This is a genomic window from Pedobacter caeni (genome assembly GCF_900129215.1).
Lineage (GTDB): Bacteria > Bacteroidota > Bacteroidia > Sphingobacteriales > Sphingobacteriaceae > Pedobacter > Pedobacter caeni.
In genome coordinates this window covers 383,827-410,769 of record NZ_FQUQ01000004.1, presented here as the reverse complement: position 1 = coordinate 410,769, position 26,943 = coordinate 383,827, and the positions used below count along the sequence as shown (strand labels likewise).

Here is a 26,943-nt window from a genome sequence, read left to right as displayed (position 1 = left end):
AACAAAAAAAGTCCCGGCTTTAGGCCGGGACTTTTCATATACACTTTTATCTTATGATTTATGTTGCATATCAGTCCCGGCTCTTACTAAAGTAGTAAAAGTAGCCAAACCAATATGTAGTAACATTTTTCATTCGATTGTTTTTTCGTTTTTCGTTTTGCCAAATGTACTAACAAAATTTAATTTGTCAATACTTTAATAAAAAAAATTATTTATTGTCCCAAAGCTGTGAATCCCTGTACAACAAAACATTAGGTACTTGCAGGGGTTTTCTGCTGTTTATTTTATTGCTAAAATTTAGTGCTAAATCCCTTGGCAGTACTATTTAACCTGATTGTTGTAATAGTTTAAACTCTCCAGGATATCCTTCTCCGTCACGATACAATTGTAATCACAGGCTCCGATTTTGTTCAGTAATGAGAACAGAATTTGTCCGTGTTCATTCTTTTTATCGCTTTGCATGAAGCCTAAAAGATCTGTAAAGCTCTTGCTTTTGATCTCATAAGCAGGGTAAAGACTCAAAATATACCTGGTAATGTCTTCCAGTTCTTCCTGACTCAGCGTGTTATTGCTCACTGATAAAAAGGCTTCACAGATCATTCCTATGGCAATTGCTTCCCCATGAGTCAGAGGAGCTTTGTCATTGATTAAGGAGTAGCTTTCTACGGCATGGCCGATGGTATGACCAAAGTTTAAGATCTTACGTCTTCCTTTTTCCTGAGGATCTTCTGTGACCACTTCGTTTTTGATCTCTACAGAACGATGAATGGCGATGGGTTGGATGTGTTTATAGTCGGCAGCTTTCAGGTCATTGTAATAAGTCCCGTCTACAATCAGACCATGTTTGATCATTTCTGCAAATCCGGAAAGTAATTCTCTTTCAGGCAGGGTGTTTAAGAAAGAGCTTTCTATAAATACCGCCTGTGGAAGCGCAAAAGTACCCACCATATTCTTTACATTATCGATATCGATTCCGGTTTTGCCCCCTACAGAAGCATCTACCTGAGATAAAAGGGTGGTTGGAATATTGATGAAATCAATGCCGCGTTTATAAGTTGATGCAATAAATCCTCCCATATCAGTAATGACACCTCCACCCAGATTGATCATCAGACATTTGCGGTCTGCTTCAAAATCAAGTAAGGTCTTCCATATACCAATACAAAAATCAATGTTCTTGTTTTCTTCTCCCGGATCAGTTTCAATCAGGTCAAATCCTGTAAAATCTCCAAGCATTTCCTGAAAGAAAGGCAGGCAAAATTCGGAAGTATTGCGGTCTACAAAGACAAATACTTTACTGTATTTGCCATTTTCTATGATTTCTGCTAATGGCGCAAGTTCTGATTCAAAATGAATGCGATGGCCTGAACTTTCTATTACGTTCATTTAGATTACTGTTATTTTTTGTCCCATAAAATCAATTACATCGCCAACGCGAACTTTCAGTCTCTTACGAAAGTCAACTTTACCATTGTATTTTACCAGGCCGTCTTCAACAACAGTTTGTGCTTCGCCGCCACTTTGTACCAGTGAAGTTGCTTTTAGCAACTGAATAAGGGGAATAAATTCACCTTCTAATTTGAATTCTATCATTATACCAGCAAATTTACAATTATTTATAAAGTGTTTTACCATGGATAGCCTTGGAATTTATACTTTTGCATGCAATTTGACTAACCATAAGAATTAAATGGAAACTTTCCCCAAAAAAACCTTGAACTTTGACAACACTGAAATCGCTTTTCGTAACCAGTCAAATTCAGAACTAAATGCCGGATATTGGCTTTTTAAAGTAATCAGCAGTAATTTTCTGACAAAAGTAGGCCCGCCAATCACTAATTTTTTTCTGAATATAGGCCTGCCAATAAAATCGATCATCAAGGCAACCATCTTTAAACATTTTTGCGGGGGAGAAACGATTGCCGAATGCGAACACACCATTCAGCAGCTGACAAAAGGTAATGTAGGAACCATTTTAGATTATTCTGTAGAAGGGGAAGAAGAGGAATCTGTATTCGACTTCACCTGCGAGGAGATCATCAGAACCATAGAAAGAGCTGCAGGAGATCCACGCATTCCGATCACAGTATTTAAGGTGACCGGAATTGGCCGCTTTGCGCTATTGGAGAAACTGGATGCAAAACAGGAATTAACAGCAGCAGAACAGGCTGAATTTGATAAGGTAAAAGCCAGATGCGAAAAGATTTGCAGAAGGGCATTCGATAAAAATGTACCGATCATGGTGGATGCAGAGGAAACCTGGATCCAGGATACCATTGATGAGCTGGCAGTAGATATGATGCGTCTGTTTAACAAAGAAAGGATCATCGTTTATAATACTTATCAGATGTACCGTCATGATAAACTGGCTGATTTAAAAGCAGATCACCTCATTGCCAAAGCTTCCGGTTATATCCTTGGTGTTAAAATGGTAAGAGGAGCCTATATGGAGAAAGAAAGAAAAAGAGCCGAAGAAATGGGCTATTTATCTCCGATTCAACCTACAAAAGAAGCTTCAGACATAGACTATAACGAATCTTTGAACTATTGTATGGCGCATATTGATGAAATTGCGATCGTATGTGGTACGCACAATGAAGAGAGCTGCCGTGTATTGGCCGAATTATTAGACAAACACCAGATTGACCATAACCACCCTCATGTATATTTTGCACAATTGCTGGGTATGAGCGATAACCTGAGTTTTAACTTATCTGACGCAGGATACAATGTGGCTAAATATGTTCCTTACGGACCGATAAAAGCAGTAATGCCTTATCTTTTCAGAAGAGCACAGGAAAATACTTCTATCGCGGGAGCAACGAGCAGAGAGCTTGGCCTGATCATGAAAGAGAAGAAACGTAGAAAATTATAAGCTCATTTGATATTAAAAAAGACCGGCATGATCATCAGGCCGGTCTTTTTTTATGGGGTAATTTTAGTGTTTGCTCACCATAGCCTGATCTATATCCACACCCAATCCTTTTGCAATGGCCATTCCAAGCTGAATGTCTGCTCTGAAGAAATGACACAATTGTAAATTGATGATCTGTTCTTTTCTAGGACCGGTGATGCCACTCATTGAACCTACAATATTGTTGACCAGATTAACTTTGTCTTCCGGGCTCAATACTTTGCGGTAAAGGTCTCCAGGCTGGGTATAATGGTCATTGTCGCCGGGACCAGCATTTCTGTCGTACCAGTCTGCAACATTTGAATCCAGTTCCCATGCCGGTTCTTTATAGCTTTCGTCAGGAATGACATCCCCAAAGCTGTTAGGGTAGTAGTTCGGATCGTCGTTTCCATTGTCATCTATGCGCATTTGTCCATCACGGTGGTAATTGGCAACCAGGAACGGGCAGCTGTTTACAGGGATCTGTTCGTAGTTTACCCCTAAGCGGTAACGATGAGCATCAGCATAAGACAATATCCGTCCCTGAAGCATCTTATCCGGAGAATAACCAACTCCATCTATGGTGTTGGAAGGTGCAAAAGCAGCTTGTTCCACATGAGCGAAGTAGTTTTTAGGGATTTGGTTTAATTCCAGTACACCTACATCAATCAAAGGAAACTCTGCATGAGGCCATATTTTGGTCAGGTCAAAAGGGTTCCATCTGAAAGTTTTGGATTCCGCTTCCGTCATCACCTGGATCTTTACATTCCATTTCGGGAAATCACCACGGTCAATCGCCTCTACAAGGTCACGTTGAGAATGGTCCATATCCTGAGTACGCATGGCATCGGCTTCCGGACCAGTGAAGTTTTTAATCCCCTGCTGGGTCTTGAAATGGAATTTTACCCATACCCGCTCGTTTTCACTATTGATAAAAGAGTAAGTATGACTTCCGAAACCATCCATATGACGGTAAGAGTAAGGAGTTCCACGATCTGACATCAGGATCACCACCTGGTGTAAACTTTCCGGATTTAAGGACCAGAAGTCCCACACCATGGTTGGGCTTTTCAGGTTTGTTCTTGGATCTCTTTTCTGTGTGTGAATGAAATCACTGAATTTTTTAGGGTCTTTTATAAAGAAGATAGGAGTGTTGTTACCTACAAGGTCCCAGTTTCCGTCCTCTGTATAAAATTTAAGGGCAAAACCGCGTGGGTCTCTTTCAGAATCGGCACTTCCTTTTTCTCCACCTACTGTAGAGAAGCGTAGAAATGTTTTACAGGTGTTGCCAATTTTACCGAAGATTTTAGCTTTGGTATATTTAGTAATGTCATGAGTAACCGTGAAGGTACCATAGGCCCCGGTACCTTTTGCGTGGACTACACGTTCAGGGATTCTTTCACGGTTAAAATGAGCCATTTTCTCATGAAGGATAAAGTCCTGAAGTAATAAAGGTCCTCTGCTTCCTACAGATTGTGTGTTTTCATGCTCAGCATAAGGCCTGCCGGAGGCAGTCGTTAGTTTGCGCTTGTTCGTGTTGTTTTCCATAACCAATGATTTTAGTGTTGATGTAAAACTATGGCTAAATGGACTGGGGATCAAACACCAAATATCTATACAGATATAGAGCCTTTCTATGCTGGAAAATTATTTCACCTTAAATGGCTGATTTCCTGTGAGTAAGTCCCAAAACAAAAGGAAGTCGCTGGCCAGGCTGAAGAGGGGATACTGAAAAGTGGCAGGCTTGTTCTTCTCAAAAAAGAAATGCCCTACCCAGGCAAAACCATATCCCAGGAATGGCGTCGCTAAAATGAAACGCCATTCATGAAACAGGATTCCTGTAAATACAGAAAGGACAACCAGGCCTGTTCCAATAAAATGTAATACACGACTGGTTAAATTTCTATGCTCTGTTAAATAGAATGGATAGAATTCTTTCAGAGTTTTGAACCTTTTTTCCGTCATCGTATTTGAGTTTTATTTAGACCTGCAATTTACGATATTTTAACGAAGCCTTATAATATATGGTGCTCCCTTAATACCTCTTCCAGATCTTTTGGATGTTTAGTCATTAGTAAGGTCTGCATGCCAGCTTGTTTGGCACCGACCAGATGTTGCGGACTATCGTCGATAAACAGGGTTTCTTCCGGATCAAGGTTGTTCTCTGCCAGCACTTTTTCGAAGATCTCTACATGAGGCTTTCTCAGAAACATTTGTTGAGAATAATAAGCCTTTTCAAATAAGCTGCTGTTATCCGGCATATTGAATTCCCGTTTCAAATAGTCTACGATCCAGTTGTAATGGATTTCATTGTTATTACTCAGCAAAAACGTACGGTATTTCTCCTTTACTTTTAACAGGACTTGATGAACATTTGGAGGAACACCAATCAATAAACTGTTCCATGCCGCGTCAATCTGTTCGTCTGTGATCTCTTTATTGGAGGATGCTTCACGAATTCCTGCTCTGAATTCTGCAGGGCTAATCGCTGCGGTTTCCAGGTTGTTGAAAATATCATGATGACTTTTATGGGCAAAGAAGGCTTCTATATCGGTGATGCCAAGCGCTACAAATGCTTGCTGCGCTTTTTTGAAGTCGATTTCAAAGATTACATTCCCGTAATCAAAAATGATGTTTTTTATTTCTTTCATGTCAGACGGTTTCCAAAATTCGCTCCAAAGATGAGGTATTGTAACCGCAAAATCAATTCATTTGTTGAATAGGGAAAATTTGGATTTAAGGTGGATTCAGCTTTGGTCGACCTGTATCATGTAAAAATTATCATGTTATAGATCAATGGTTTTAAGAAAAGACAGGAGATAGCTAATACAGAAATTTTGAGGAATAAAAAAAAAGCTGTAATATTGCGGCCTGTAGAAAATAACTACAGACCAGGGCCATTAGCTCAGCTGGTTAGAGTAGAAGACTCATAATCTACGGGCTAATGAATTGAAAATAAGCTTTTTAAGCTTGACGTTTTGAAAAAAGTTCAGAAAATTTTCGAAAATTTTCTGAGGGAAAAAAAGATGTTAAGGTCTTAAAAATTTTGTTTAGATTTGCCTCACGCAGGTAGCAAAAAAATGCGTACGGGCCTATAGCTCAGTTGGTTAGAGTAGGAGACTCATAATCTCTTGGTCGCTGGTTCGAGCCCAGCTGGGCCCACTATAAAACCGTTCTACAAAGAAATTTGAGGACGGTTTTATTATTTTTTCTAGTGCTGGTTACTGCCAGCAGCTATGCCTTCAGGAATCCCCCTGAAAGCAGGTTTTACATAATTTTTTGTTTAACTCCACGTAAAATCGTTACGAAATAGTTACGGTTCTGCGTGCTAACCTAAAAGAATTATGGCAACCGTTAGCGCCAAGGTGTTTGAACACCACAAAAAAACAGATGGAACCTACAATGTGAAAATCTGCGTCCATCACAAAAGCCAAAGAAAGTATTTCGATACTGTTCACTATGTAGTCAAGAAACAGTTAACTGCAAAACTAAAAATCAAGGACAGTTTTGTAAATGATCTAGTCGATGAACAACTCAAAGGCTATCGAAGAATTATTAGTGAACTTGGCGAAAAGCTCAACTACTTCAATGTCGAATCCTTAAGCGAATATTTACGCGAAAAAGATGCTGATGTAGATTTTATCAAATTTTGCTCAGAACACATTGCCCAAAGCGACAAGGACGGAAAAAAGGGTACTGCTCATAATCATCGCGTAATACGTAACAGCTTAATTGACTATTTTAAAAGAGAAGCTGTTTCCATAACGGAAATCAATTCAAATATGCTTGTTTCCTATGAGCGTTATTTGCGAAGTGAGCGAACAATGATTCGTCAAAGTGGGCAGAAGAATATCACCAAAGAAACAACAAGCAAAGGTTTGTCAGATAGTGGTCTTTTCAATCACATGCGTGATTTGCGAACACTTTTTAATGCTGCTCGAAATATGTACAATAATGAAGACCTTGGCATCTACCGTATAAAGCATTATCCCTTTAAAAAGTATAAAATTGGTTCTTCTCCCCTAACAAAAAAGAGAAACAATACTTTAGATCAAATAAGGGCCATCCGTGATTGCGAAACAAAACCAGGAAGCCGGGCAGAAATGGCGAAGGAACTCTATATGCTTTCGTTTTATCTATGCGGGATGAATGCGGTAGATTTTTATCATATAACAAAAAGAAATATTAGAAACGGAAGAATAGATTATAACCGATCAAAAACCGAAGATCAGAGAAAGGACGATGCCTTTATCAGTATCAAAATTATTGATGAAGCCAGACCATTGTTGGAAAAATACATAGAAAAGCTTTCTACCCGATATGTAGACTCTAATGGTCTAAATAAAGCGTTGGGAATGGGAATGAAACAGCTAAGAAAGATAACGGACATAGAAAAACTTACACTCTATTGGGCAAGACATAGTTTTGCGACTATAGCCCGTAATTCCTGTAGGATGAGCAGAGACGATGTAGCACAGGCATTAAACCATGTAGACAGCGAGCATAGTACAACCGATATTTATATCGAAAAAGATTGGAATATCGTAGACGATGTACAAATTAAGGTTGTAACCTTGTTAAGGCGGTTAGATATGAAGGTTGCTGCAAAAAAGAAGAAAGAAAGATTACTAAAAGAAGTGGCATAAAAAAACACTTGTGTGGTTTAACGCTAAACCATGCAGGTGTATTTAATTAATTTAACATCTTAAATTTGAGCATCATGAAAAACCTAATTTTGTTCTTCCTGACCTGTATAATTGGAACTGGAGCTTTTTTGGCTGGTACAACAATGGAAAATCCCTTGCCAGCATTCTTGGTTGCATTCGGGGTCTGGATGCTATTCCTTTATCGAATTGGAAAAAAATAACTTTAAATATTGGCGATTATCGGTTTAATTGTAACCTTTCATAATCAGTTTTACAATTACGTATAAATCAATTTAATTCTGAAATCCCCATTCTATTTTTAAATGGCTTGGGGTTTTCTTATAGAAATACTCTAGTCTACAAAGGATATACGTCAGTTACTTTTAACTTATTATAATCGTAAGCACGACTAGAATCAGAAAGAGCCAACTCTTGATAGTATTTATTCACTAACTCCTTATAATTATTAAATTGCTTTCTACGCACTGCGGTTTGTTTACTGTCAAACATCCAGGATTCGTCACCAGTAAACCTATATACCAGCTCTCTATAAATCTGAGCCCGCAAAATCTTTAAACGAAGATCTTGCATACCATAGGAAACGGCATTTTCAACCATGTCTTTTGCTAGAATAAGATTTTCCAAAGCACCTTTCTCTCTCTGGTTCGGTTTTGACTGCACATCATTGGAAAACAAGTAAAGGGTTGAACGTATAAAAAGGCTCGTGGTGTCTTTCGGATTTAACTTTAAATTTTTATTTAAACTGTCGATCAAAGGTGTATACTTTTGGATTTGGAATTTCCCAAAAGTTCCATCATCTCTAGTTACCTTTCCATTGACTATCTTTATTGGAAGTTGTGCATGCACATTGCTAATGAAAAATATACATAGCAAGATGATCCCAAGTATTTTACTTTGCGACCTGTCAATTGAAATACCCTTAGATTGAAACATCATCATAAATAATAAAACGTTAAGTAATTGCCAGTGAAACAAGTTATTAATCAAATATACTTTATATCAAGTAAAGATACAAAACAGAGGTTTTTGCCGCTTTTAGCATATAATTTGTTCTAACTCATGAGTTGAAAAGGGAATAATAAAGCAGTCATCTTCTCTGTTATTTTTTAAACTGTATTAAATCAATTGGATATTTCCTGCAAAATTTGCAATTTTAATTGGGGAATTAGTCAAAAAAATGGACAAACCAAGCAGGAAATATGCAGGACCAATTAGGGACAAAGAACGTACAAAACTCAAACTATTAACCGCTGTAGGCGAAATTATCAAGGAAAAGGGTTATACGGGACTTCGGATCGCTAAAATAGTCGAAAAAGCTAAGGTTGATAGGAAGACACTATATGATTGTTTCGGAACAGTGGATAAACTTATTGAAACCTATATTAAAGGAAAAGATTATTACTTGGCCTATGAAGATCAGGCAGAAAAATTGGTGAAACAATATACTAACGGCGATGCCAATGAACTGATGAAAAAGTTATTATTGGGGCAATTAGATAACTTTTCAATAAATAAGGAGCAGCAAAATATCTTAATGTGGCATCTCAGCGAGGATAACCCCTTGCTTTCAGATATAAGTGCAAAAAGAGAGCGAATCGGCAGTATTTTTCTCAAACTAACGGATAGTGATTTTCAAAACACAGATATTGATATTCGTGCCAGAACGGCTTTACTTGTAGCAGGAATATACTTACTTATGCTATATAGAAAAAGCAAACAAGAACAGTTTTGCGAAATAGATCTTAATTCAAATGAAGGTATGGAGCGTATTAAAGCTTCTATTGCCCAGATGATCGATGAAGCGTTTGAGCAAGCTAAAAAAAGCAAACACAAATAAGTGCTCCGTGATATATTTGGTAGGCAAACGTTTATTAAACAATAAGGTATCGAAAAAGACGGAGGTTATATAAAAATACAATCCCCCGCCCAATTAACGCTCTCTTAACATTTCATTTATATGCTCTTTTCTCCATTGATCTAAAGTTAAAGTCAAAACAGTTATTAACAGTACACCAAAGAAAAAACTAAAGGCAATATCTAAAATGGTAATATGAGGATTGGTCTGAATTTCTTGCGAAAAATATAGTCCAGATTGGGTATAATAGTATAATTCGTCCATTTTGTTAAGTCGTGAGAGGAAAGTTATAATAGATCAACTTCCTTAACTATACCCTCATTTATATTATCATCAAGGATGTTTCCTTTTCAAATTTAACGACCTGCTTTTCATTCAAACGAGAAATTATGAGGTTAATATGGTTTGGAAATTCATCAATCTCAAGGACTTCGCCTAGATTTACAAGAATATTACCTTTTTTGATTAGGGATATGGGTACCACTTTAAGGTTAGATATATTTCTATGATTGAGCATAAGCAGGTAGTAAATCCACCAAGTAAAGAGGTTAAAGGATAGGTTAATTTATTTGTAGCATTATGTTTTCCCAAAAACAATTAGACGTTGTTTAAAAGAAACGGGGGAAGACAAAGCTGACTTTACCCCGTTAATTAACGCTCTCAATATTAAAGTTACATAAAATATATAGTAATCAATAAATCAGCCTACTTTAGTTGCATTTATTCCTCCTCATTTTTTTCCTCAGTTGTTTCTTTTAGTTTTAAATGTCCATATAGAGACTTTAGCATATCCCAAGGATCGGCTTCAATTGCTAATGCAACTAAATATATTTCAAATCCCATTGGCCTAGCATTATCCTTTAAGGTTAAATCATTTATCCTAGATACAGTCAATCCTGTGCGTCTAGCTAGTTGCGCTTTGCTTACTGACCTTCTCGCTAAATATTCCCCAAATTCAGTCATTTATTGTCTTTTTTCCTTGTTATAGTCATTAAATATAACCTGGTTTAAAAATTAATCGACTTAATTTTTGAAAATAGAATGTTATACGCTACATTTATAATGTTAAACATTATAAATGTATTATGATACACGTTTTTGACGACACATAAAATCCGGATTTTCAACGATAGCTTTTCATTAATAGCAAAAGAACAATGAAAATTATTGAAAGTAAATCCAACATAGTATGAACGAACAAACACATAGATATTCTGGGCTGGTAAGCCAAGAAGAATTTAATATGCGATTTGGCTTCAGTAAGTCACGTATCGCCTTGGGCTATACTCAGGAAGAAGTATCTTTTCTAATGGGCAAACATCCATATTTCTATTGCGAATATGAAGAAATGAATGGATGTAATATTTCTGACCAAGATAAAGTACTATTATCTGCCATATATAAAGCGCCATTTAGTGCGCCACTAAATTTTGAACCGGATGATTACGGTTTTAAACAAAAACGATTGATAAAAGGAGCACGAATTTTCAATGATGGTATTTATTGCCATACTCTTACACATCCTTGGCAGATCATTATTGATAAGGAAAAGAGAATAAAGGAAAACAAGCCTATTAAATTTAAAGAATTACCATTTCGTATTGAACAACATCAGCAAGTGGATGCGATAAGCGAGTTCAGGGCAATTCTCACCGATTTATTGGATTGTTCTTTTTTAAGATCTCCCCGGCACCCTCTAAATATTTATGAGCAAATCCGACTTAACTATTTTAACCCCATACTTAGGCCAAGATTTTTAAAGCAGGTTATATATGAACTCATGGCTAAAAATATACTTCAAATGAGAACTATCGAAAATAAAATTCACTATTCAGTTCATTCTTAAAAAAGTCAGTATGTCAATATATAATAATGGTGATCAAAATTACGCCATAACAAATCAGAACCCCTGTACCACTAACCACATTTTTCTTAGCCCTGTATCAAACGAATTGGAGTATGAAAACTGGACAAGACAAATTGGTAGTCTGCTTCAAATCGGAAACCAGTTAGCAAATCTAAAACCAATTTTAGATTTGCTAATAGCCCTTGTAGAGCCCGAAAGAATGTTTTTGTTAAACCATGAAGCTATTACGGATTATGACATTAAAGCAAGTACTGAAATTGTTCTGGTAATTAATAGAGAAAAGAAATTATCATCTGATAAACCATTAAGAACGATCAGCAAAGTGGCATGTTTCCAAAACAACAATGTGCTTCTTTCCGTTCATTCGTCAACAAAATTAGATGGTTATCTGACTGACGGACACCCGTATTATAGTTCGCATTTCAAAGAAAAGCACTTGGTTTTTTCAGGTACTATGTACCGTTTACTTCAAACACCGCAAGAGGTCTTAACCGAAATTAAAAAAATAGCAAAGGATGTGTTTGAAAAAGGTATTGAAAAAACCCAAGACACTTTAGAAAGAGCGATTGAATGTGAAGAAAAAAACATGCTAAATCTATCGGCACTTATGATTCACCAATCATTGGAACAGATATTTAGAACCATTTTATGGACATTCGAACATTTTCCATTTAATGGAACCCATAATCTCTTTAAGCTTCAAAAGCATGCCTGTTTATATATGCCCCAATTGTTCGGGATAATTGACAAATCAAGCCTAGAATGCTTATACATGGCGTACCAATCCCAAGCAATGGATCGGTTTGACATCAGCGAGGTTTTAGATATTTCCATTTTGTGCAACAAAGTGCAAACGCTCATAAATATAGCTAAGGATGTTTTTGTTAAAAAGCTGTCTTTATTTGATAGTAAAAATTAACAAAGGTAACAGAACCTACAGCTTAATAGGTTTGGAGAATTTTAACCTAACACAATAACTTATGGACACTACTATAGAAAAAAATAAAGGCCAGCTTGACGAACTTATTACAAGACTTACTAGCCTTGTAGTAATCGAACGGATTTACTGTATTGAACAGGTCGATGGCAATAACACCAGAACAGGGCTTATTATACTTATCTCTGATAAAAAAAACAAAGTCTTGTCGGAATTAACTCCCATTTTCAATGTGGTTTTAGCAGATTATCCTCATTATTGGTACAGAGCCTACTTTTCATACATAGTAAAAGATGGTATCAAAAAAGGAAATCTGTTTTTTTATGACACGTGCAGACCAGAAAACTTACTTTATACTAATCCTACATCGGATTTTATTTTAATCCCCGAAGCTTTTGATATTAATAGTTTGATGGACAAGGCTAAACGGAACTTCCAAAAGGAAATGGATAAAATAAATGCAATTAAAGAAGGTGCCCTTTTCTATTATGAAAAAGGGAATTATCCTCAAACGGCTTTCATGGTTCACCAACAGATAGAAATCACCTATCGTGCAATAGAACTATTTACACTAGGCAAAGATAAGGTTACCCATTCAATACGTGTTCATCAGGATTGTGTACGTCCTCACATGCAAGATTTAGGGAATGTTTTTAACGAAAGTAATGCGGAAGAAGATAAATTGATGCGCCACCTTGACGATGCCTATTTAGCTGTCCGCTATGAAGATGGTTTTCAGATAAGAAAAGAGAAAATAGTCTTAGCGATAGAGAAAGCGGAACTTGTTTATAAGATGGTCAACCAAATCTATTTAGATATGCTTAAAGTTTTTGAGGATAAACACATTTCTGGGACATCAACAGAAAAAGATAAAGCTGAAGAAATTACAGTTCCAAACCAACTAATATCAGAAAATGATTTGAACTCAATAGTTGAAAAAATTGCTTTACACAAAGGTGCCAAAAGAATATATTGTTTTGGCAAAAGAACTTATGAAGCAGAGAGAAAAATGCTTCTGCTTAATGAAAGCCAGCATAAAATGCATGTCCATTATGATTTATTGATTATTACCGAAGAAAATATTGAACAGGAATTATACAACTTACAGGGAATGAATAACTCTGAACAGAACACCGACAAGTTTTCCTTTGTTGTACTTACAAAAAAGCAAGTCCAAAAAGGATTGGAAATGCATCAGCGTTTTCTGCTTGGCGCTTTAAAAAATGGATTGACACTTTTTTCCAATGGTGATGATCTTGCAGAACTCCTTGGCGAAGTACAATACATTGAGCAATATTCCAAAAAAGAACTCGACCGTTTTTTGGTAGATTGGTATAACAGATACAACAATGCTGAAAGCTTTATTGAATCTGCAAATGACCTGTCTAGTTGTGAATCTCTACCAGCGCAACTGTCCATGTTCAATCAAGGATTAGAACAGCTTTGCCTTGGCCTATTACAAGTTTTTATTGATTATAAACCAAATAGAAATAGTCTTGGTCATTTAATGGATCTTTGTTGTAGCTTCTTAAGTTTCCCAGAGGAAATATTTCCAAGAACAAATATTGAAGATTTAGAACTTTTCTCGACACTTACGGATAGCTTCAATAAGGTGCGTTATACAGGAAACATCGATGCTTCTTCTAATGAATTAGGTATAATACTAAAACGGTGTAACTTGTTTTTAGAAAAAGCCGATGAAGCTGCCAGAAAAAAAATCAAGGAAATGAAGGAGAAACAATATGAGCTGTAACTTTCGGTCTACCAGTTTTAGCTCCAAAAATGGGTCTCCTTTATTTTCTGTGACCAATTCTGTATCTTTATGGTATGAAAATAACTCTCCCGGATTTGCCAGAAGCTAAGATAAATGAGATTAATAGCATCATAGAAGTTATTAAAGAATTTGTTAATCCAGACAAGATTATTCTTTATGGAAGCTATGTGAAAAATGCTTACGTCGAAGACGTTTACATAAAAGGCGGGATTAAGTACTACTATATTAGTGATTATGACTTAATCATAATCACTAATAAAACAAACGTTAAAGAGTTTGAACTGGAAAATGAGTTGGAGAAAAGGTTAAAAGTTAGACCAGATATTAACTTTTTCATGTATGACATAGACCATATTAATCAACTTTTGGAGAAGGGCGACTATTTTATGGTGCCTGTTTATAATGAGGGAATTTTATTATACGATTTAGGTGAAACAACTTTAAGAGAACCAAAACCTATATCAATGGCTCAAATGTTACAAAATTCAGTTGAGTATTATGACTATTGGCTTTTCAATGCTGAAGAACATTATGCAAGTGCTCAGAACTCATTACAGAGAAACATTGAAAGGAATACACGGCAGAGTTTAACTGCCTGGAATTTGTTTAATACAATTGAATCTTTGTACAGTACAATTTTGTTAGTGTATACTGGGAATAAACCAAAGCTACATAACCTATTGAAATACAGAAGATCAGTAAAAGGTTACTCTGAAGAACTTGACCAAATATTTCCGACCAAATACCGTGATAGTTATGAACGAAATTTGTTTGATCTATTGAATCGCGCTTACATTGGCGGAAAGTATAAAAAAGAATATGAGATTTCACTTCATGATGTTCAAGAGCTAAATCTGCGTATTGGTAAAATGATAGAAATTACAAAAAAAATGTGTCTGGAGCGCATTGAAAACTATCGCTCTGAGAGTACTTCCTAATTTAAACGGTATTTTGGTTTTTTCGGATTACCAGTATCTGTTTTAGTAAGCAGACCTTGTTCTGATAGATTATTTAGAACTCTAGAAATATCGTTTGTTTTGTATTTTGTTTGATGTTGGTTATTTATAGCTTCCTTAATTTGAAACGCATAAACTGGTTCCTTAGCTGAAGAATTTAATAGATAATTTTCAACTAATAAAGTTGGACCTAACTCTTTAAAATTGAAAGTAGTTGAGAATCCTTTGTCTAGTAAATAGTTTTGAATGTTTTTTTGTAAGCTCTCCTTGGAAGGAAAATTTTTAGTTTCAGAGACGAGATCCGCTTCCGTCACCCCAAAAAAGGCTGCAAAAGTTTCTAAATATGCGATTGTTATATTGGCCTCCCCACTACAAGCATTTCTAACATGCGAAAGTGATATATCAGTAGCTAATGCAATTTTTTCAAAAGATACGTTAGCAGATTTTTTTAAATAAAATAAATTATCCCCTACCTTTTGTATTATACCTCTTTTATGCATCGTCAACAAATAATGGAATATTTAAAACGCATTAAAGGTTATTTTAGAGAAAGTTTTGAGTATTGAGTAATAATAGTTATATTCGTGTTGTAACATCATGTTAATGAGCATATTCTCGTTTCCAGGTTCTGAAAAACGCTAGAAATTTGAGATATGTTAAATAAAATTCAACTAACACCCTTTTTGGGCGCAGGTACTCTTTTGTATCCACGAGTCGGTTTTTCAGAACTCAGAAATGAGCAAAAGAGACCTGCGCTGATCTGGGTTTCTTTATATCCGACGGTTCGAATTGAGCAATGCTGCTCAATTAAAAACCGCTATAAGCTTATAATCAAAGCACCTGACTAGGTAGTTAATAATAGCGGGTGGCGGCATCCTTAACCAGGGGGATCGCCGTCACTTTGCTTTATCTTTATAATCAAAGCTACCTAGTATTAAATCCTAAAATTAATCAAAAAAAATGAACGATATACATCGTATGGGATTGGTATTGCCTTTCCCCAACAAATACACATATATAATTATCTATCTATTTACTCTTATTATTGGGTGTTATAGTGCTAAAGCACAGAGTAGTAAAGCTATTGATGTTACTACAAAAGGTATACAGATTGGTCAACAGGTTCCAGATATTACTATTACAAATATCCATAATTACAAAGCGAAAACTGCGAAGATTTCGGACTTTAAGGGGAAGCTACTGATCATTGATTTTTGGGCAACTTGGTGCAGTCCATGTATTGCTATGATCCCTAAAATGGATAGTCTGCAAAAACAGTTTGGTGATAAAATACAGGTTCTTTCTGTTACCTATCAAAGTGAGAAAGTAGCAATGCCATTTCTTTCAAAATTAGAAGAGCAACAAAAGAAACATTATAATTTACCTATAGTAACAGACAGCAAAGAATTGCATAGGCTTTTCCCGCACATTTATCTTCCACATTATGTTTGGATTGGCGCATCAGGCAATGTCGCTGCAATAACGAGCTACCAAGAAGTTAACGAAACAGCCATTAAGAGTTTTTTGTCAAAAGGAACAACTTTACAGCAAAAAAAGGACGAATACAGACCTTACGATATTAAAAAGTCACTGCGCGCAAACCTAAGCGATGTTGATATCGTGACAGCGTATTCATCTACTCTAACTAAATATATTCCTGGACTTACCCCGATTATGGATGTATCTATTGACAGCATTGCTGGAAAAAAAATTACAATACTCAATTGTCCTTTACTATTGCTTTATGATACTGCGTTAAGAGACAAATTTATATTATCTAAAAATAGGCTTGTAATTGAAACAATTGATAGTAACCTAATAAACAGTAAATTAAAAGGCACTGCATATCGTAAATGGCTAGAGAATGGTAATGGCTTTTGTTATGAACTAAATGTAGAACCAGAGTTTGCGAAAAATATTTATGAGTTTATGCGAGATGACCTGCGTAAACTATTTCCGAAATATAGGGCTGTTATAGAAAAACGTAATAAAGAGGTCTACATTCTTAAAAGAACTTCAGAGGTCGATAAAATAGGAACCATTGGTCAACCCTATTCTGCTTCGTTTAGTCACAATGGATGTAAAATGGTAAATACCTATCTGATCCAATTAATAAGCCAACTAAACATGATCTACCAACAAAAATGCCCATATCCTATTATCGATGGAACGGGCTATTTGGGAAAGGTTGACATTGAACTTGATGCGAACCTTAGTAACATCGATTCCATAAACAAGGCGCTTATGCGCTATGACCTCGCTTTTGAAAAATCAGAAGCACCAATAGAAATATTGGTAATCAAAGATGCTCCCGGACTAACAGTAAAATAATTGAAATCATGAATAAGTATCTTTATATAACAATATTGCAACTGGCATTTTTTACTATTGCCCCGTGCGTTTTTGCACAATACAGGATAACAGGCAAAGTAGTTTCAGAGTCGACAAATCTTCCGATTGAAAAAGTTTCTATAACAACAAATAAAAATGCTCATGTATCGCTGACTGATAATGAGGGAAAGTTTACTATCAATGTAGAGAATGGGGAAACCTTAACAGCAAAATATGTTGGTTATGTAGATTTTAAATTAGAGATAAAACCTGAAAATGCAACCAAAACGCTCGTTATAAGGCTAAAATCAAGTGTAGAACAGCTAAGTGAGGTAACTGTCTTTTCTACCGGATACCAAAGGGTTCCAAAGGAAAGAGCTACAGGTTCATTTGCACAGATAGATAACAAATTGCTAAACAGGCGGATCAGCACGGATGTACTTTCACGCCTTAATGACGCAGTACCTGGTTTAATTTTTAATCGTGAAAGTAGTTCTAAAACTAACAGCATTAGTATAAGAGGGCAAAATACTATAAATGCCAACGATCAGCCTTTAATTGTTCTGGACAATTTTCCCTATGATGGAGACATAAGTAATATAAATCCAAATGATGTTGAAAATATTACTGTTCTTAAAGATGCCGCTGCTGCTTCTATTTGGGGAGCAAGAGCAGGAAATGGGGTAATTGTGATAACTACGAAGAAAGGATTACTAAATCAGCCTACGCAAATTTCCATTAATTCAAATTTAACTGTTGGAGCAAAACCAAATTTGTTTTATATACCTCAAATGACATCATCAGACTATATAGAAACTGAACAAAAATTGTTTACACAGGGATATTACAATGCAATCGAAACTTCAGTTACAAAACAACCACTTACACCTGTAGTTGAACTCCTTATTGCCAAACGTGATGGCAAAATCAGTGAAACAGATGCTAACAGCCAGCTTGAAAAGCTAAAAGAATTTGATGTCCGCAACGATTATGATAAATATTTACAAAGACAAAGTTTAAACCAGCAATACAGTATTAGCTTAAAGGGTGGTGGCCAGTATCATAGATACTTCATTTCATCAGGTTACGATAAAAATTTTTCAAACTTAAAGGGTAACGACTTCGATCGTTTGACACTTAACATTGGAAATTCCTTCAGCCTGCTAAAAAATAAGTTAGATGTGTCTGCAAATATTTTATACACCAATAGTAGAACTAATCAAAATAACCCTGGTATTACAAGCCTTGGCTTACAGGGTACAGAAATATATCCTTATGCGCATTTGGCCGATGCCAATGGTATTCCATTTCCTATTGCCAGGAATTACAGAACAAACTATATTAACGAACTTTCAATGAATGGAATTGGACTTTTAGATTGGAATTATAGACCATTACAGGAATTAAATCTTTCAAACAATTTTGTAAACTCATTTGATTATCTTATCAATACAGAGGCCAGATATAATATAATAAAAGAGCTCGATGTTTCTTTGCAATACCAATACGGTAAAACAATTTCAAAATCTGAAAACCTGAATAGTGCAGATAGTTATTATTCAAGAAATCTTATAAATGAATTTACTATCATTAAACCGAATTCGCCAATTGAACGACCTGTACCATTAGGTGGCATATTAGATAACACTGAACAATCTTCAATTAAGAACAATATACGTACTCAACTAACATATAATAAAGGGTTTGGAGATAAACATTTTTTAAATGCTTTGGCTGGTGCTGAAATTAGAGATTTGAATATTATTGGAAATTCATACCGATTTTATGGTTATGATAGTGAACATGCCGCAGGCAAAGGAGTTGACTATGTGCATACATACGGTAATTTTGTTTACCCTCAATCCAATAACAATCTTATACCAAATAGAGACAACAGACAAGAACTTACAGATCGGTATCTATCTTATTACTCTAATATTGCATATACTTTTGATGGAAGAATCATTTTGTCTGTAAGTGGAAGGATCGACAAATCAAATCTTTTTGGGGTAAATCCCAATCAAAAAGGTGTACCTCTTTGGTCTGTAGGGGCCAGTTGGGAAATATCTAAGGAGACCATTTATAATTTAACATGGCTGCCATATCTTCGCATTAGAACCACTTATGGGTATAGCGGTAATATTGATAAATCTCTTTCTGCTTATACTACCGCCATGTACTATAATGGCAATGATATTATAACAAAACAACCTTATGCAAATATAATTAACCCTCCAAATCCAGAGTTGAGATGGGAGAAAATTTCAACTGCAAACTTCGGTGTAGATTTTAAATTATTCGAAGGTACGGTTGGAGGAAGTATAGAATACTACGCAAAGAATGGAACTGATCTTATTGGGGAAACCACATTTCCTCACTACACTGGCATAAGTTCTTTTAAGGGGAATAATGCCGATATTAAAGGAAATGGCATTGAAGCAAATCTCTATACCAAAAACCTAAACAGGAATTTCAAATGGTCTACAGACTACCTATTTACATATGCTTCTGATAAGGTAACCGATTACAAAGTTGATGGAGTAGTGAGCCAGTTTCTTACTTCTTTAAATACTCCTCAATTAGGTAAACCACTTTATGCAATCTATAGCTACAAATGGGCAGGTCTTGACCCTACAAATGGAAACCCACTAGGATATTTGCATGATGGCTCAGTAAGTTCAGACTATGCAAAAATAATTGGACAGACTACAGCATCCGACCTTAAATTCAATGGAAGAGCAAGACCGTTATTTTTTGGTGCTATTAGGAATAATATATCATGGAACAATCTTTCACTTTCTATAAGCATTAATTACCGTTTACGATATTATTTCAGGCGGCGTTCTGTGGTATATAGTGACACTTACGGTCTTGGATCACACGGAGATTATTATTTAAGGTGGCAACAACCAGGAGATGAGCAGAAAAGCCAGGTTCCATCTATTCCACAGATACCAAACACTAACAGAGACAGCTTTTATGGGAGGTCTGAAATCTTGGTTGATAAGGGAGATCACATCAGGTTACAGGATGTAAACTTAAGCTACAACCTGTCAAGATCTGAAATGACAAAACTGCCAGTTAGAAACGTTCAATTATACATATATGCTAATAATCTTGGGATTTTATGGAAGGCAACAAAAAGCAATATTGATCCTGATTATCAATTGGCTCCACTTCCACGTACAATTTCTCTTGGTATGAAAATCGATTTTTAATAAAACAATCACAAAATGAAAAAAGCACTAATAATTATAGGAGTTTCTCTAACAATCTTTTTTGCAGGATGCGAAAAGGATTTCCTTGATAAAAAACCCAATAAGGCACTTTTGGTTCCGACCACATTAAATGATTTTCAAGCCTTACTTGACAATAACATTGTTTTTAATGTAAATCCAGCACTAAACATCATAGCTGGTGACGAATATACAGTGACCAATAATGGGACTGGATTGAACATTTTACAGAGCAACGCTTATTATTGGGCTGATGATATATACCAAGCTGCTACTGTTATTGCCGATTGGGATACACCATATAAGCAGGTTTTTTATGCCAATATTATATTGGATGGCTTGGAGAAATTGGACAGGAATATTGATCCAGCACGATATGATAATATAAAAGGAAGCGCACTGTTTGTCCGTTCATTTGCGTTTTACAATCTTGTTCAACTTTTTGCACAACCATATAATATGGAAACAGCTACGACAATTCCCGCTATCCCTATGCCCTTATCATCTGATGTAAATAAAAGGCCAGGCCGAGGAACACTTGAACAATTTTATATTCAGTTAGCAAGTGATCTAAAAACCAGCGCAGAACTTTTACCTCTAATTGCAAGTTTTAAGTCAAGGCCAAGCAAATGGGCTTGTTTTTCACTTCTTGCCAGGGTTTATTTGACCAAACAGAATTATCGAAATGCTTTTGATTATGCAGAAGCAAGCTTGTCTATTAATAATAACCTAATAGATTACAACAGTTTGGATGCAACAGCATCCAATCCATTTCCAGCAACCTTACCTAATGGAAATCCAGAAGTATCTTATAATAGCGAGAACTTATCTTATGCTTTTGTTCGTTCTACGGTAGTAAAGTTTAGTGATGATTTGACAAGTGCTTATGAACAAGGGGATCTTAGAAAAGCGTTATATTTTATCCCCTCGAATGGGCGGTTTAGAGGATACGTAGGCATAGCTAATGACGAAGTTTTTCTTGTTCGTGCCGAAAGTGCTTGTAGATTAGGGAAATTGGATGTAGCAGGAGAAGACCTCAATTTTCTTCTAGTAAGGCGATACAAAACAGGAACTTTTGTGCCTGTACAGGGACTGAGCCAAACAGAACTATTGAACAAAATACTTTTAGAAAGAAAAAAGGAATTGGTAGCCAGAGGCATAAGGTGGACAGATCTTAGAAGATTAAACCAAGAACCGCTTACAGCTGTAACATTAAAACGAAAAAGGGACCAAGCAGAAATTGTGCTTTTACCTAACAGTCCAAAATATACCTTTTTATTACCCAATACTGAATTAGGTAATGGAATAGAGCAAAATCCAAGATAGTAGATAAATGGGTGTTCAATTTTGGACACCCATTTATTGATTTTAGTTTAGCGAAAAATCTCCAGGTACTTTTGTCCCAGCATCTGGAATAGATGAACCATCAGTAGGTGGGGTGCTAAAAAGACCGCTACAGGTCTCTGTACTCAAGTCACATCTGTATGTACTAGGAGCTGGAGTATTAGAGTTGTCCATTGTTTTTCCCTCAATTAGAACCCACCTCTCAGTAACTTGGTTATACCCGTACTTTTGAGCAATTGTTTTTTTAGACGGTGTGAATGCCATAGTTGCCAATGCAACTAGCATAATTGCTATTAAACCGAATTTGTTGACGCTTTTTAGCGCATTGAATAATTTATTCATGTTCTTAATATTTGTGGTTCTATCGTAATGTCTGTGGTAAAACCGTTGTGATATTGAAATCCTAGAAGCCCCAATTTCGTTATCAAATTAATATGATTGTATCTAATGTTACAGGTAGGCCTTTCGTCCTGTTTTAAAGTTTTCATTTATATTGATTTATATGCTCCTTTCGTTTAAAAAAGTTATACCATTTATTGTTTTCTATTATTAGTCCTACAATAGCTAATGCAATAAATATTAAATTAAAAATGAGGTGGGTACCATAACTCATATTCTCTAAAATTCCACCGCAGCTACAAGGTATCCTACCAAATGCTCCGGTCATTGCTACTGCTATATAAAGTGTAAAAATGATTAACAAAATCAAGGAGGCCAGTAATGCCTTTATTCTAGTAGTCGGAAAAAGAAGTCCCAACATTAATATTATTTCTAGGGTTGGTATTAACCAGGTTAAAATTGAAGAAATAAAAGATGGAAAAATCTGATTATGCATCTGGTCGATTGACTTATCATAATCTATTAGCTTACTAAAAGCTGCATAGAAGAAAAGCACTGCAATAATTGCAGTAATGATGGTCAAAATGTTTTCCTTTTTCATATCTGATTAGCTGATAGGTAAAATTAGAAGACGAATGACCGGAAAACTATAGGCGAAAAAGAAAACTTTAGGAATATTTCTAACCTTTTTAGGATCAGAAATCTAACATCTATTTTGTGTGAAAAGACACCAAAATTGGTATACAATAAGATTAAGAGAACCCTGGTAAAAAAAGAAGAGAAAATATGAAATTTCTTTAGTGAGCCTTTTTAACGCTATAGTAATATTTTTTATCTATCCTGAGCATTTGTGCTAAGTGTTCATCGGTCATTACTTTTTCAAGTTCGGGATTATGTAATTTAAAAAAGTCTAATCGGTTCTTTGCATTGGAAATACGTAACATTAATTCCCTTCTTCGGCCATCTAAAAGGTTTTCTTCATATATTTCTAAAAGCATCTTATATAGGTTTAAATCGTCCTTAGCCAGTTTTTCTGCCCGCATAAGATTTAGTACATAAGCTTGCGTAGGTCTCAAAAACTCGATGATTTCGGACATACCCCTTTTGGAAAGAAATCCATTACTTGGAATTAAAAATCCATTTTCGAGCATCCAAAGGGTATAACTTTCCTCTTTTAATTCAACAGATCCCCTAACGAGCCCATATGAAATATAATATAACATTGGCACAGATTGCCAGGTGCCATTCCCGAACATCCATCCCTTTTTAAACTCTGTTTTAATAAAGAGTGTCTTTAGCAGATCAACAGTACTTTTTGTAGCTGTATTAAGCGATTCTAGTTTCGTTATTAGAGCATCCATGTTAAATGATCGTTAATTATTTGGCAATTAACAAACATTTAATTAAAAAAATACATGACATAATCCTTTTGGAAAAGTGTCATATTGTTAAAATATGTGGCTTCTTTATGGTTTATACAGTGATTTTTCCTGACAAAAATAAATTTTCAATTTTTCCACATTTTTGTGATATTTACTAATACAAAACTAAAAGTCATTCCAAATATTTAAGGCATGTCTATATTGGCTGGTTGAGTAAAGATGTCTAACGCTTAAGAAAACATTGTGAAAGGAAACTGTTTTGCTAAAATTAATCTTACAACTAAGAAGTTTTACCGAAATTTTAGGTGAACTCAAAAACCTCGATTTTGCAAATGGCATTGATGAAAACCACGCGACATTATTAAGAACTAATTGGAGCGCTTTTCGAGAAAGCCTTGAAGAGCAAATAGAAGAACACGATACATCCGATAAGCTCTCTATATTCATAAAGGGCCTGCAAAAGAATTTGACTACATTTTCAAACGATATTTTTGTTTTATTCAAAAAGAATGAAACGACTGATTGCGCTTCTCTGTTAAAAAGTATCAATCTATTTGGGGAAATTGGCCCCGAAACAATCGAGGTTTTAGATTTCCTCCAAAATATTCATTCAGAATATTTTGACTTCACTGCGGATATTCCACTTTGGAAAATACATAACAATGTAGGAGCACGAAGTCAAAGTAACCTGATCATTTGGAATTTACAGCAAGGCAATGTTGACTATAGCTTGATTGAAATTGTCACAGAGTACCTGGGGCTCCTTTACTATACCAGTAACCCGAAAATAAAAGATTGGCATCAGTTTAACTATATGGTCATCCTTGCGAACGAATTAAATTCGCTGACCAATTTACCAAAGGAAGGAGATAATACTTTAAAACTTATAAAGTTGCTCATAGGATATGATTTCAACCCACTTGCATTTTATGAGTTTATGCTGGAATATTCGGCAAAAGTGGCATCCCAAAACATGCCTTATGAAGATCAGGAGTTAGAGCTGCTTGCATTACTGAAAACTATTGAGAATATTCGACCTGAATGCAAACATGGCTATAATAAAGATGTAATGCCAATTGGCCAATCGATAAGCGGCTCTATCAGGAGGGAATTGGAAACTATAGAACGCATGAGAGCTGTTCATTTTCCCAATTTCCAAAACACAAAGAATGGCCTAATTCCCAACCTTTATTTTGAAATTAATGCAACACTGGAAGAGCTTTTCTTCCTGATCAGGATAATGCTTGAATCGCATGTTATCAAAACCAAGTTTAAATCTAACCTCTACACATTTACGGAAAGACATATTAGAACTGCGCGTACAAAAAAACCATCACCGCAGTATATGAGAAATATCTTTGGCCCAAAAAATGACGTTCCTGCACGTATCGTAAAAAGAATACGCTTCTCGCTAGTATTACTTATAAATTTTATTGATACAAATTTCAAGGATCAGCTTAAAGCATGGATATCAGGATTTATAGCTATTTCGTTTCAAGAAGATCTAATAAACCTTTGCTCATTAGTAGCCTAACCAACTCGTTGAACCAGTCATAACAGAAGTGATCCATTTTCAGAACTTTTCCCCATCCTAAATCAGTTATTTCTTTAATTGTATAAAAACCCATCTGCTTGGATTTTTCCTTGAAATAATCACTTACTTCAAGTCCGCTTATTGGCAGATTTATAAATTCTTTATTGTCGTACATAATTAAAAAAGCGTGGGCAATTAGACGTATTCGTACAAGTGGCTCGACTAAGAACCTATACACAGGAAAAGATAACCGCCACGCCATGATGTGATTGATCAGTCCATTCATCTCCCTTGTGTTTTTTGTATAGTCGCTTTCTTGTACCAAGGTTAAATAGCTGTCGCTAATATTTTTGTTTGTAATTTCTGTTACATCATATTGCTAATGTAAGTATACTGTTTCAGAAAAAAAACACCAAATAATGTCAGGTAAATACTGGTTTAAAATGGCCTATATAGTGCATTATGGGCAAATATGACACATTTAGCATGTCACCTAATACACTTTTTTTATATGGTTGAGGTTTTCAACTTGGGAGAAATTAACATCTAAAACCCTGTACTATGAATTTGACATTTAAAATCTTCCAATGGGTGGATGAAGTATTACATCCCAAAGCATTAATTAATAATGAAATCAACCAAGAAGACCTTTTAAAATTGGAAAGTGGCTTTTTAGATCAGCTGAAAAATTACACAGAGCAGGCTTTTATTGGAACAACATTGTCCCGAAGGCATACTACTATACAACTTAGGCAATTAGTAAACCTCAGCAATACAATTTACGGTTACCTTATCTGTTTAACATCAGGGAGTAAACACAAAAAAACATCTTCGGAATTAAGATTAATTTACTTGCATCTACTTAATGCTTTGGAAAAAACCATTGCTGCCGTGTCGCAATCCGAACCAAAAGTGGGTTCAAAAATACCCCTTACGCGTTACAACTATTCAGGTTTAAAAATGGAACTTAAAACAGTTGTCATTAATTGTTTAAACATCTTAAAACGATTCTCAATCGAAAAAAAATTGTACCATTTGATTGAAAGAGAATTTCTTCTATTTATAAACAAAAAAGAAATTAATCAATATGAAGTAGATTATATCTGGAACCTGATTAGACAAATTGCTAATCTTGAATTAGCAGATACTTCAGAACTGATTGATATATTATTTATAAATGAATTTAACACCAGAAGTTTTTTTGATTTCTACAGCAATGATCTAAATTCTAGGCTCAATGATATCCCAAATCTGCACGACCAACTGTTAACTATCATTGCTGAACAAGATAGGTTTAACGGATTGGCTGGACGTAAAATAAAAATGTTCCCCTGTCATGTTTCAACCGAAGATCATTTCAAAACCTTATTGTCTAATAAAGAACGACATCTTAAACAACTCATCGATTTACGGAGGGTAGTTAATCAGGATGAGCAGTTTTCTAAATCGAACCATCGTTTGAAAATATTTTTATCTGTTGCTCAACTTGGACTATTTATCCGTTTGTTCGTTGAAAAGGGACTTTTGGCTAAAGAGAATATTGGAGACCAGTTTACTTTTTTTGCTTCCCATTTTTCAACACCGCAAGCTCCGTTTATATCGGCGGAAAGCCTCAGAAAAAAATCTACCGATGTAGAGTTTGCGACAGCACAAAAACTAAAAGCACATCTGATCGGGATGCTCAATTGGCTCAACGAAAATTATAACCTATCTAATTTTAAAGGTTCTTAAAAGGCATTTTATAATTAAATCATAACAATTCCCAGACAGGGGGTGACCGTTTTTCAGTCACCCCCTGTCCCTGTTTTAGCCCCCCTCTAAATTCTTG

24 protein-coding genes and 1 tRNA gene are annotated in these 26,943 nt (G+C 35.5%); 13 read left to right on the top strand and 12 right to left on the bottom strand.

Going from position 1 to position 26,943, the window contains the following annotated elements; translation table 11 throughout:
- Positions 1-321: 321 nt before the first annotated feature.
- Both aroB and BUC20_RS21255 read right to left on the bottom strand, forming a co-directional pair.
- Positions 322-1,386, bottom strand: coding sequence for a 3-dehydroquinate synthase (gene aroB / locus BUC20_RS21260; RefSeq protein ID WP_073233056.1), 1,065 nt, complete (start codon positions 1,384-1,386; stop codon positions 322-324).
- Complete coding sequence (locus BUC20_RS21255; RefSeq protein WP_073233946.1) at positions 1,387-1,593, bottom strand: RNA-binding S4 domain-containing protein; 207 nt, start codon at positions 1,591-1,593, stop codon at positions 1,387-1,389.
- Between the two features lie 97 nt (positions 1,594-1,690).
- On the opposite strand from BUC20_RS21255, the gene BUC20_RS21250 reads away from it, so the two are divergent.
- Positions 1,691-2,875: a proline dehydrogenase family protein gene (locus BUC20_RS21250; RefSeq protein ID WP_073233055.1), complete on the top strand. Its 1,185-nt coding sequence runs from the start codon at positions 1,691-1,693 to the stop codon at positions 2,873-2,875.
- A 63-nt stretch (positions 2,876-2,938) separates the two neighbouring features.
- On the opposite strand, the gene BUC20_RS21245 is transcribed toward BUC20_RS21250, so the two are convergent.
- The 3 genes from BUC20_RS21245 to BUC20_RS21235 all read right to left on the bottom strand — a co-directional run bounded on the left by BUC20_RS21245 (position 2,939) and on the right by BUC20_RS21235 (position 5,544).
- The gene (locus BUC20_RS21245; RefSeq protein ID WP_073233054.1) at positions 2,939-4,441 is read right to left on the bottom strand and encodes a catalase; all 1,503 of its coding nucleotides are present in this window, start codon (positions 4,439-4,441) and stop codon (positions 2,939-2,941) included.
- Positions 4,442-4,540: 99 nt separating this feature from the next.
- Positions 4,541-4,858 (bottom strand): Mpo1-like protein, encoded by a 318-nt coding sequence (locus BUC20_RS21240; RefSeq protein WP_073233053.1) that lies wholly within the window; start codon positions 4,856-4,858, stop codon positions 4,541-4,543.
- A 50-nt stretch (positions 4,859-4,908) separates the two neighbouring features.
- Complete coding sequence (locus BUC20_RS21235; protein WP_073233052.1) at positions 4,909-5,544, bottom strand: HAD family hydrolase; 636 nt, start codon at positions 5,542-5,544, stop codon at positions 4,909-4,911.
- Between the two features lie 437 nt (positions 5,545-5,981).
- Between BUC20_RS21235 and BUC20_RS21230 the strand changes: the two genes are divergently transcribed.
- Together BUC20_RS21230 and BUC20_RS21225 are read left to right on the top strand one after the other, a co-directional pair.
- A tRNA-Ile gene (locus BUC20_RS21230) sits at positions 5,982-6,055 on the top strand.
- A gap of 182 nt (positions 6,056-6,237) precedes the next feature.
- On the top strand, positions 6,238-7,539 hold the full coding sequence (locus tag BUC20_RS21225; RefSeq protein ID WP_073233051.1) for a site-specific integrase: 1,302 nt from the start codon (positions 6,238-6,240) through the stop codon (positions 7,537-7,539).
- A gap of 357 nt (positions 7,540-7,896) precedes the next feature.
- On the opposite strand, the gene BUC20_RS21220 is transcribed toward BUC20_RS21225, so the two are convergent.
- The gene (locus BUC20_RS21220; RefSeq protein WP_073233050.1) at positions 7,897-8,499 is read right to left on the bottom strand and encodes a hypothetical protein; all 603 of its coding nucleotides are present in this window, start codon (positions 8,497-8,499) and stop codon (positions 7,897-7,899) included.
- Between the two features lie 238 nt (positions 8,500-8,737).
- Between BUC20_RS21220 and BUC20_RS21215 the strand changes: the two genes are divergently transcribed.
- Positions 8,738-9,397 (top strand): TetR/AcrR family transcriptional regulator, encoded by a 660-nt coding sequence (locus tag BUC20_RS21215; RefSeq protein ID WP_073233049.1) that lies wholly within the window; start codon positions 8,738-8,740, stop codon positions 9,395-9,397.
- Positions 9,398-9,490: 93 nt separating this feature from the next.
- On the opposite strand, the gene BUC20_RS33760 is transcribed toward BUC20_RS21215, so the two are convergent.
- Together BUC20_RS33760 and BUC20_RS21205 are read right to left on the bottom strand one after the other, a co-directional pair.
- The gene (locus BUC20_RS33760) at positions 9,491-9,679 is read right to left on the bottom strand and encodes a hypothetical protein (protein ID WP_143166867.1); all 189 of its coding nucleotides are present in this window, start codon (positions 9,677-9,679) and stop codon (positions 9,491-9,493) included.
- 456 nt (positions 9,680-10,135) lie between these two features.
- Positions 10,136-10,378, bottom strand: coding sequence for a helix-turn-helix domain-containing protein (locus BUC20_RS21205; RefSeq protein ID WP_073233047.1), 243 nt, complete (start codon positions 10,376-10,378; stop codon positions 10,136-10,138).
- A 226-nt stretch (positions 10,379-10,604) separates the two neighbouring features.
- On the opposite strand from BUC20_RS21205, the gene BUC20_RS21200 reads away from it, so the two are divergent.
- The 4 genes from BUC20_RS21200 to BUC20_RS21185 all read left to right on the top strand — a co-directional run bounded on the left by BUC20_RS21200 (position 10,605) and on the right by BUC20_RS21185 (position 14,931).
- Positions 10,605-11,261 carry a hypothetical protein gene (locus BUC20_RS21200; protein ID WP_073233046.1) on the top strand — a complete coding sequence of 219 codons (657 nt, stop codon included), beginning with the start codon at positions 10,605-10,607 and terminating at the stop codon, positions 11,259-11,261.
- A 10-nt stretch (positions 11,262-11,271) separates the two neighbouring features.
- Entirely contained in the window at positions 11,272-12,201 is a 930-nt protein-coding gene (locus tag BUC20_RS21195) for a hypothetical protein (RefSeq protein WP_073233045.1), read from the top strand.
- 61 nt (positions 12,202-12,262) lie between these two features.
- A complete protein-coding gene (locus BUC20_RS21190; protein ID WP_073233044.1) occupies positions 12,263-13,972 on the top strand; it encodes a HEPN domain-containing protein in 1,710 nt (569 codons plus the stop codon).
- 74 nt (positions 13,973-14,046) lie between these two features.
- On the top strand, positions 14,047-14,931 hold the full coding sequence (locus BUC20_RS21185; protein WP_073233043.1) for a nucleotidyltransferase domain-containing protein: 885 nt from the start codon (positions 14,047-14,049) through the stop codon (positions 14,929-14,931).
- On the opposite strand, the gene BUC20_RS21180 is transcribed toward BUC20_RS21185, so the two are convergent.
- Positions 14,928-15,449, bottom strand: a complete 522-nt coding sequence (locus tag BUC20_RS21180) for a helix-turn-helix transcriptional regulator (RefSeq protein ID WP_073233042.1) — start codon at positions 15,447-15,449, stop codon at positions 14,928-14,930. The genes BUC20_RS21185 and BUC20_RS21180 overlap by 4 nt on opposite strands.
- Positions 15,450-15,909: 460 nt before the next feature.
- On the opposite strand from BUC20_RS21180, the gene BUC20_RS21175 reads away from it, so the two are divergent.
- The 3 genes from BUC20_RS21175 to BUC20_RS21165 are packed head-to-tail and all read left to right on the top strand — an operon-like array spanning position 15,910 to position 21,842.
- The gene (locus BUC20_RS21175) at positions 15,910-17,280 is read left to right on the top strand and encodes a TlpA family protein disulfide reductase (RefSeq protein ID WP_073233041.1); all 1,371 of its coding nucleotides are present in this window, start codon (positions 15,910-15,912) and stop codon (positions 17,278-17,280) included.
- Positions 17,281-17,288: 8 nt separating this feature from the next.
- Positions 17,289-20,498 (top strand): SusC/RagA family TonB-linked outer membrane protein, encoded by a 3,210-nt coding sequence (locus BUC20_RS21170; RefSeq protein WP_073233040.1) that lies wholly within the window; start codon positions 17,289-17,291, stop codon positions 20,496-20,498.
- Positions 20,499-20,513: 15 nt separating this feature from the next.
- Positions 20,514-21,842 (top strand): RagB/SusD family nutrient uptake outer membrane protein, encoded by a 1,329-nt coding sequence (locus tag BUC20_RS21165; RefSeq protein WP_073233039.1) that lies wholly within the window; start codon positions 20,514-20,516, stop codon positions 21,840-21,842.
- A gap of 42 nt (positions 21,843-21,884) precedes the next feature.
- On the opposite strand, the gene BUC20_RS21160 is transcribed toward BUC20_RS21165, so the two are convergent.
- The 3 genes from BUC20_RS21160 to BUC20_RS21150 all read right to left on the bottom strand — a co-directional run bounded on the left by BUC20_RS21160 (position 21,885) and on the right by BUC20_RS21150 (position 23,560).
- Complete coding sequence (locus BUC20_RS21160) at positions 21,885-22,202, bottom strand: hypothetical protein (RefSeq protein WP_073233038.1); 318 nt, start codon at positions 22,200-22,202, stop codon at positions 21,885-21,887.
- 142 nt (positions 22,203-22,344) lie between these two features.
- A complete protein-coding gene (locus BUC20_RS21155) occupies positions 22,345-22,800 on the bottom strand; it encodes a MauE/DoxX family redox-associated membrane protein (protein WP_073233037.1) in 456 nt (151 codons plus the stop codon).
- Positions 22,801-22,996: 196 nt separating this feature from the next.
- Positions 22,997-23,560: a cyclic nucleotide-binding domain-containing protein gene (locus BUC20_RS21150; RefSeq protein WP_073233036.1), complete on the bottom strand. Its 564-nt coding sequence runs from the start codon at positions 23,558-23,560 to the stop codon at positions 22,997-22,999.
- Positions 23,561-23,840: 280 nt separating this feature from the next.
- Between BUC20_RS21150 and BUC20_RS21145 the strand changes: the two genes are divergently transcribed.
- Positions 23,841-25,115, top strand: coding sequence for a hypothetical protein (locus tag BUC20_RS21145; protein WP_073233035.1), 1,275 nt, complete (start codon positions 23,841-23,843; stop codon positions 25,113-25,115).
- Between the two features lie 561 nt (positions 25,116-25,676).
- A complete protein-coding gene (locus BUC20_RS21135; protein ID WP_073233033.1) occupies positions 25,677-26,846 on the top strand; it encodes a hypothetical protein in 1,170 nt (389 codons plus the stop codon).
- Positions 26,847-26,943: the final 97 nt, after the last annotated feature.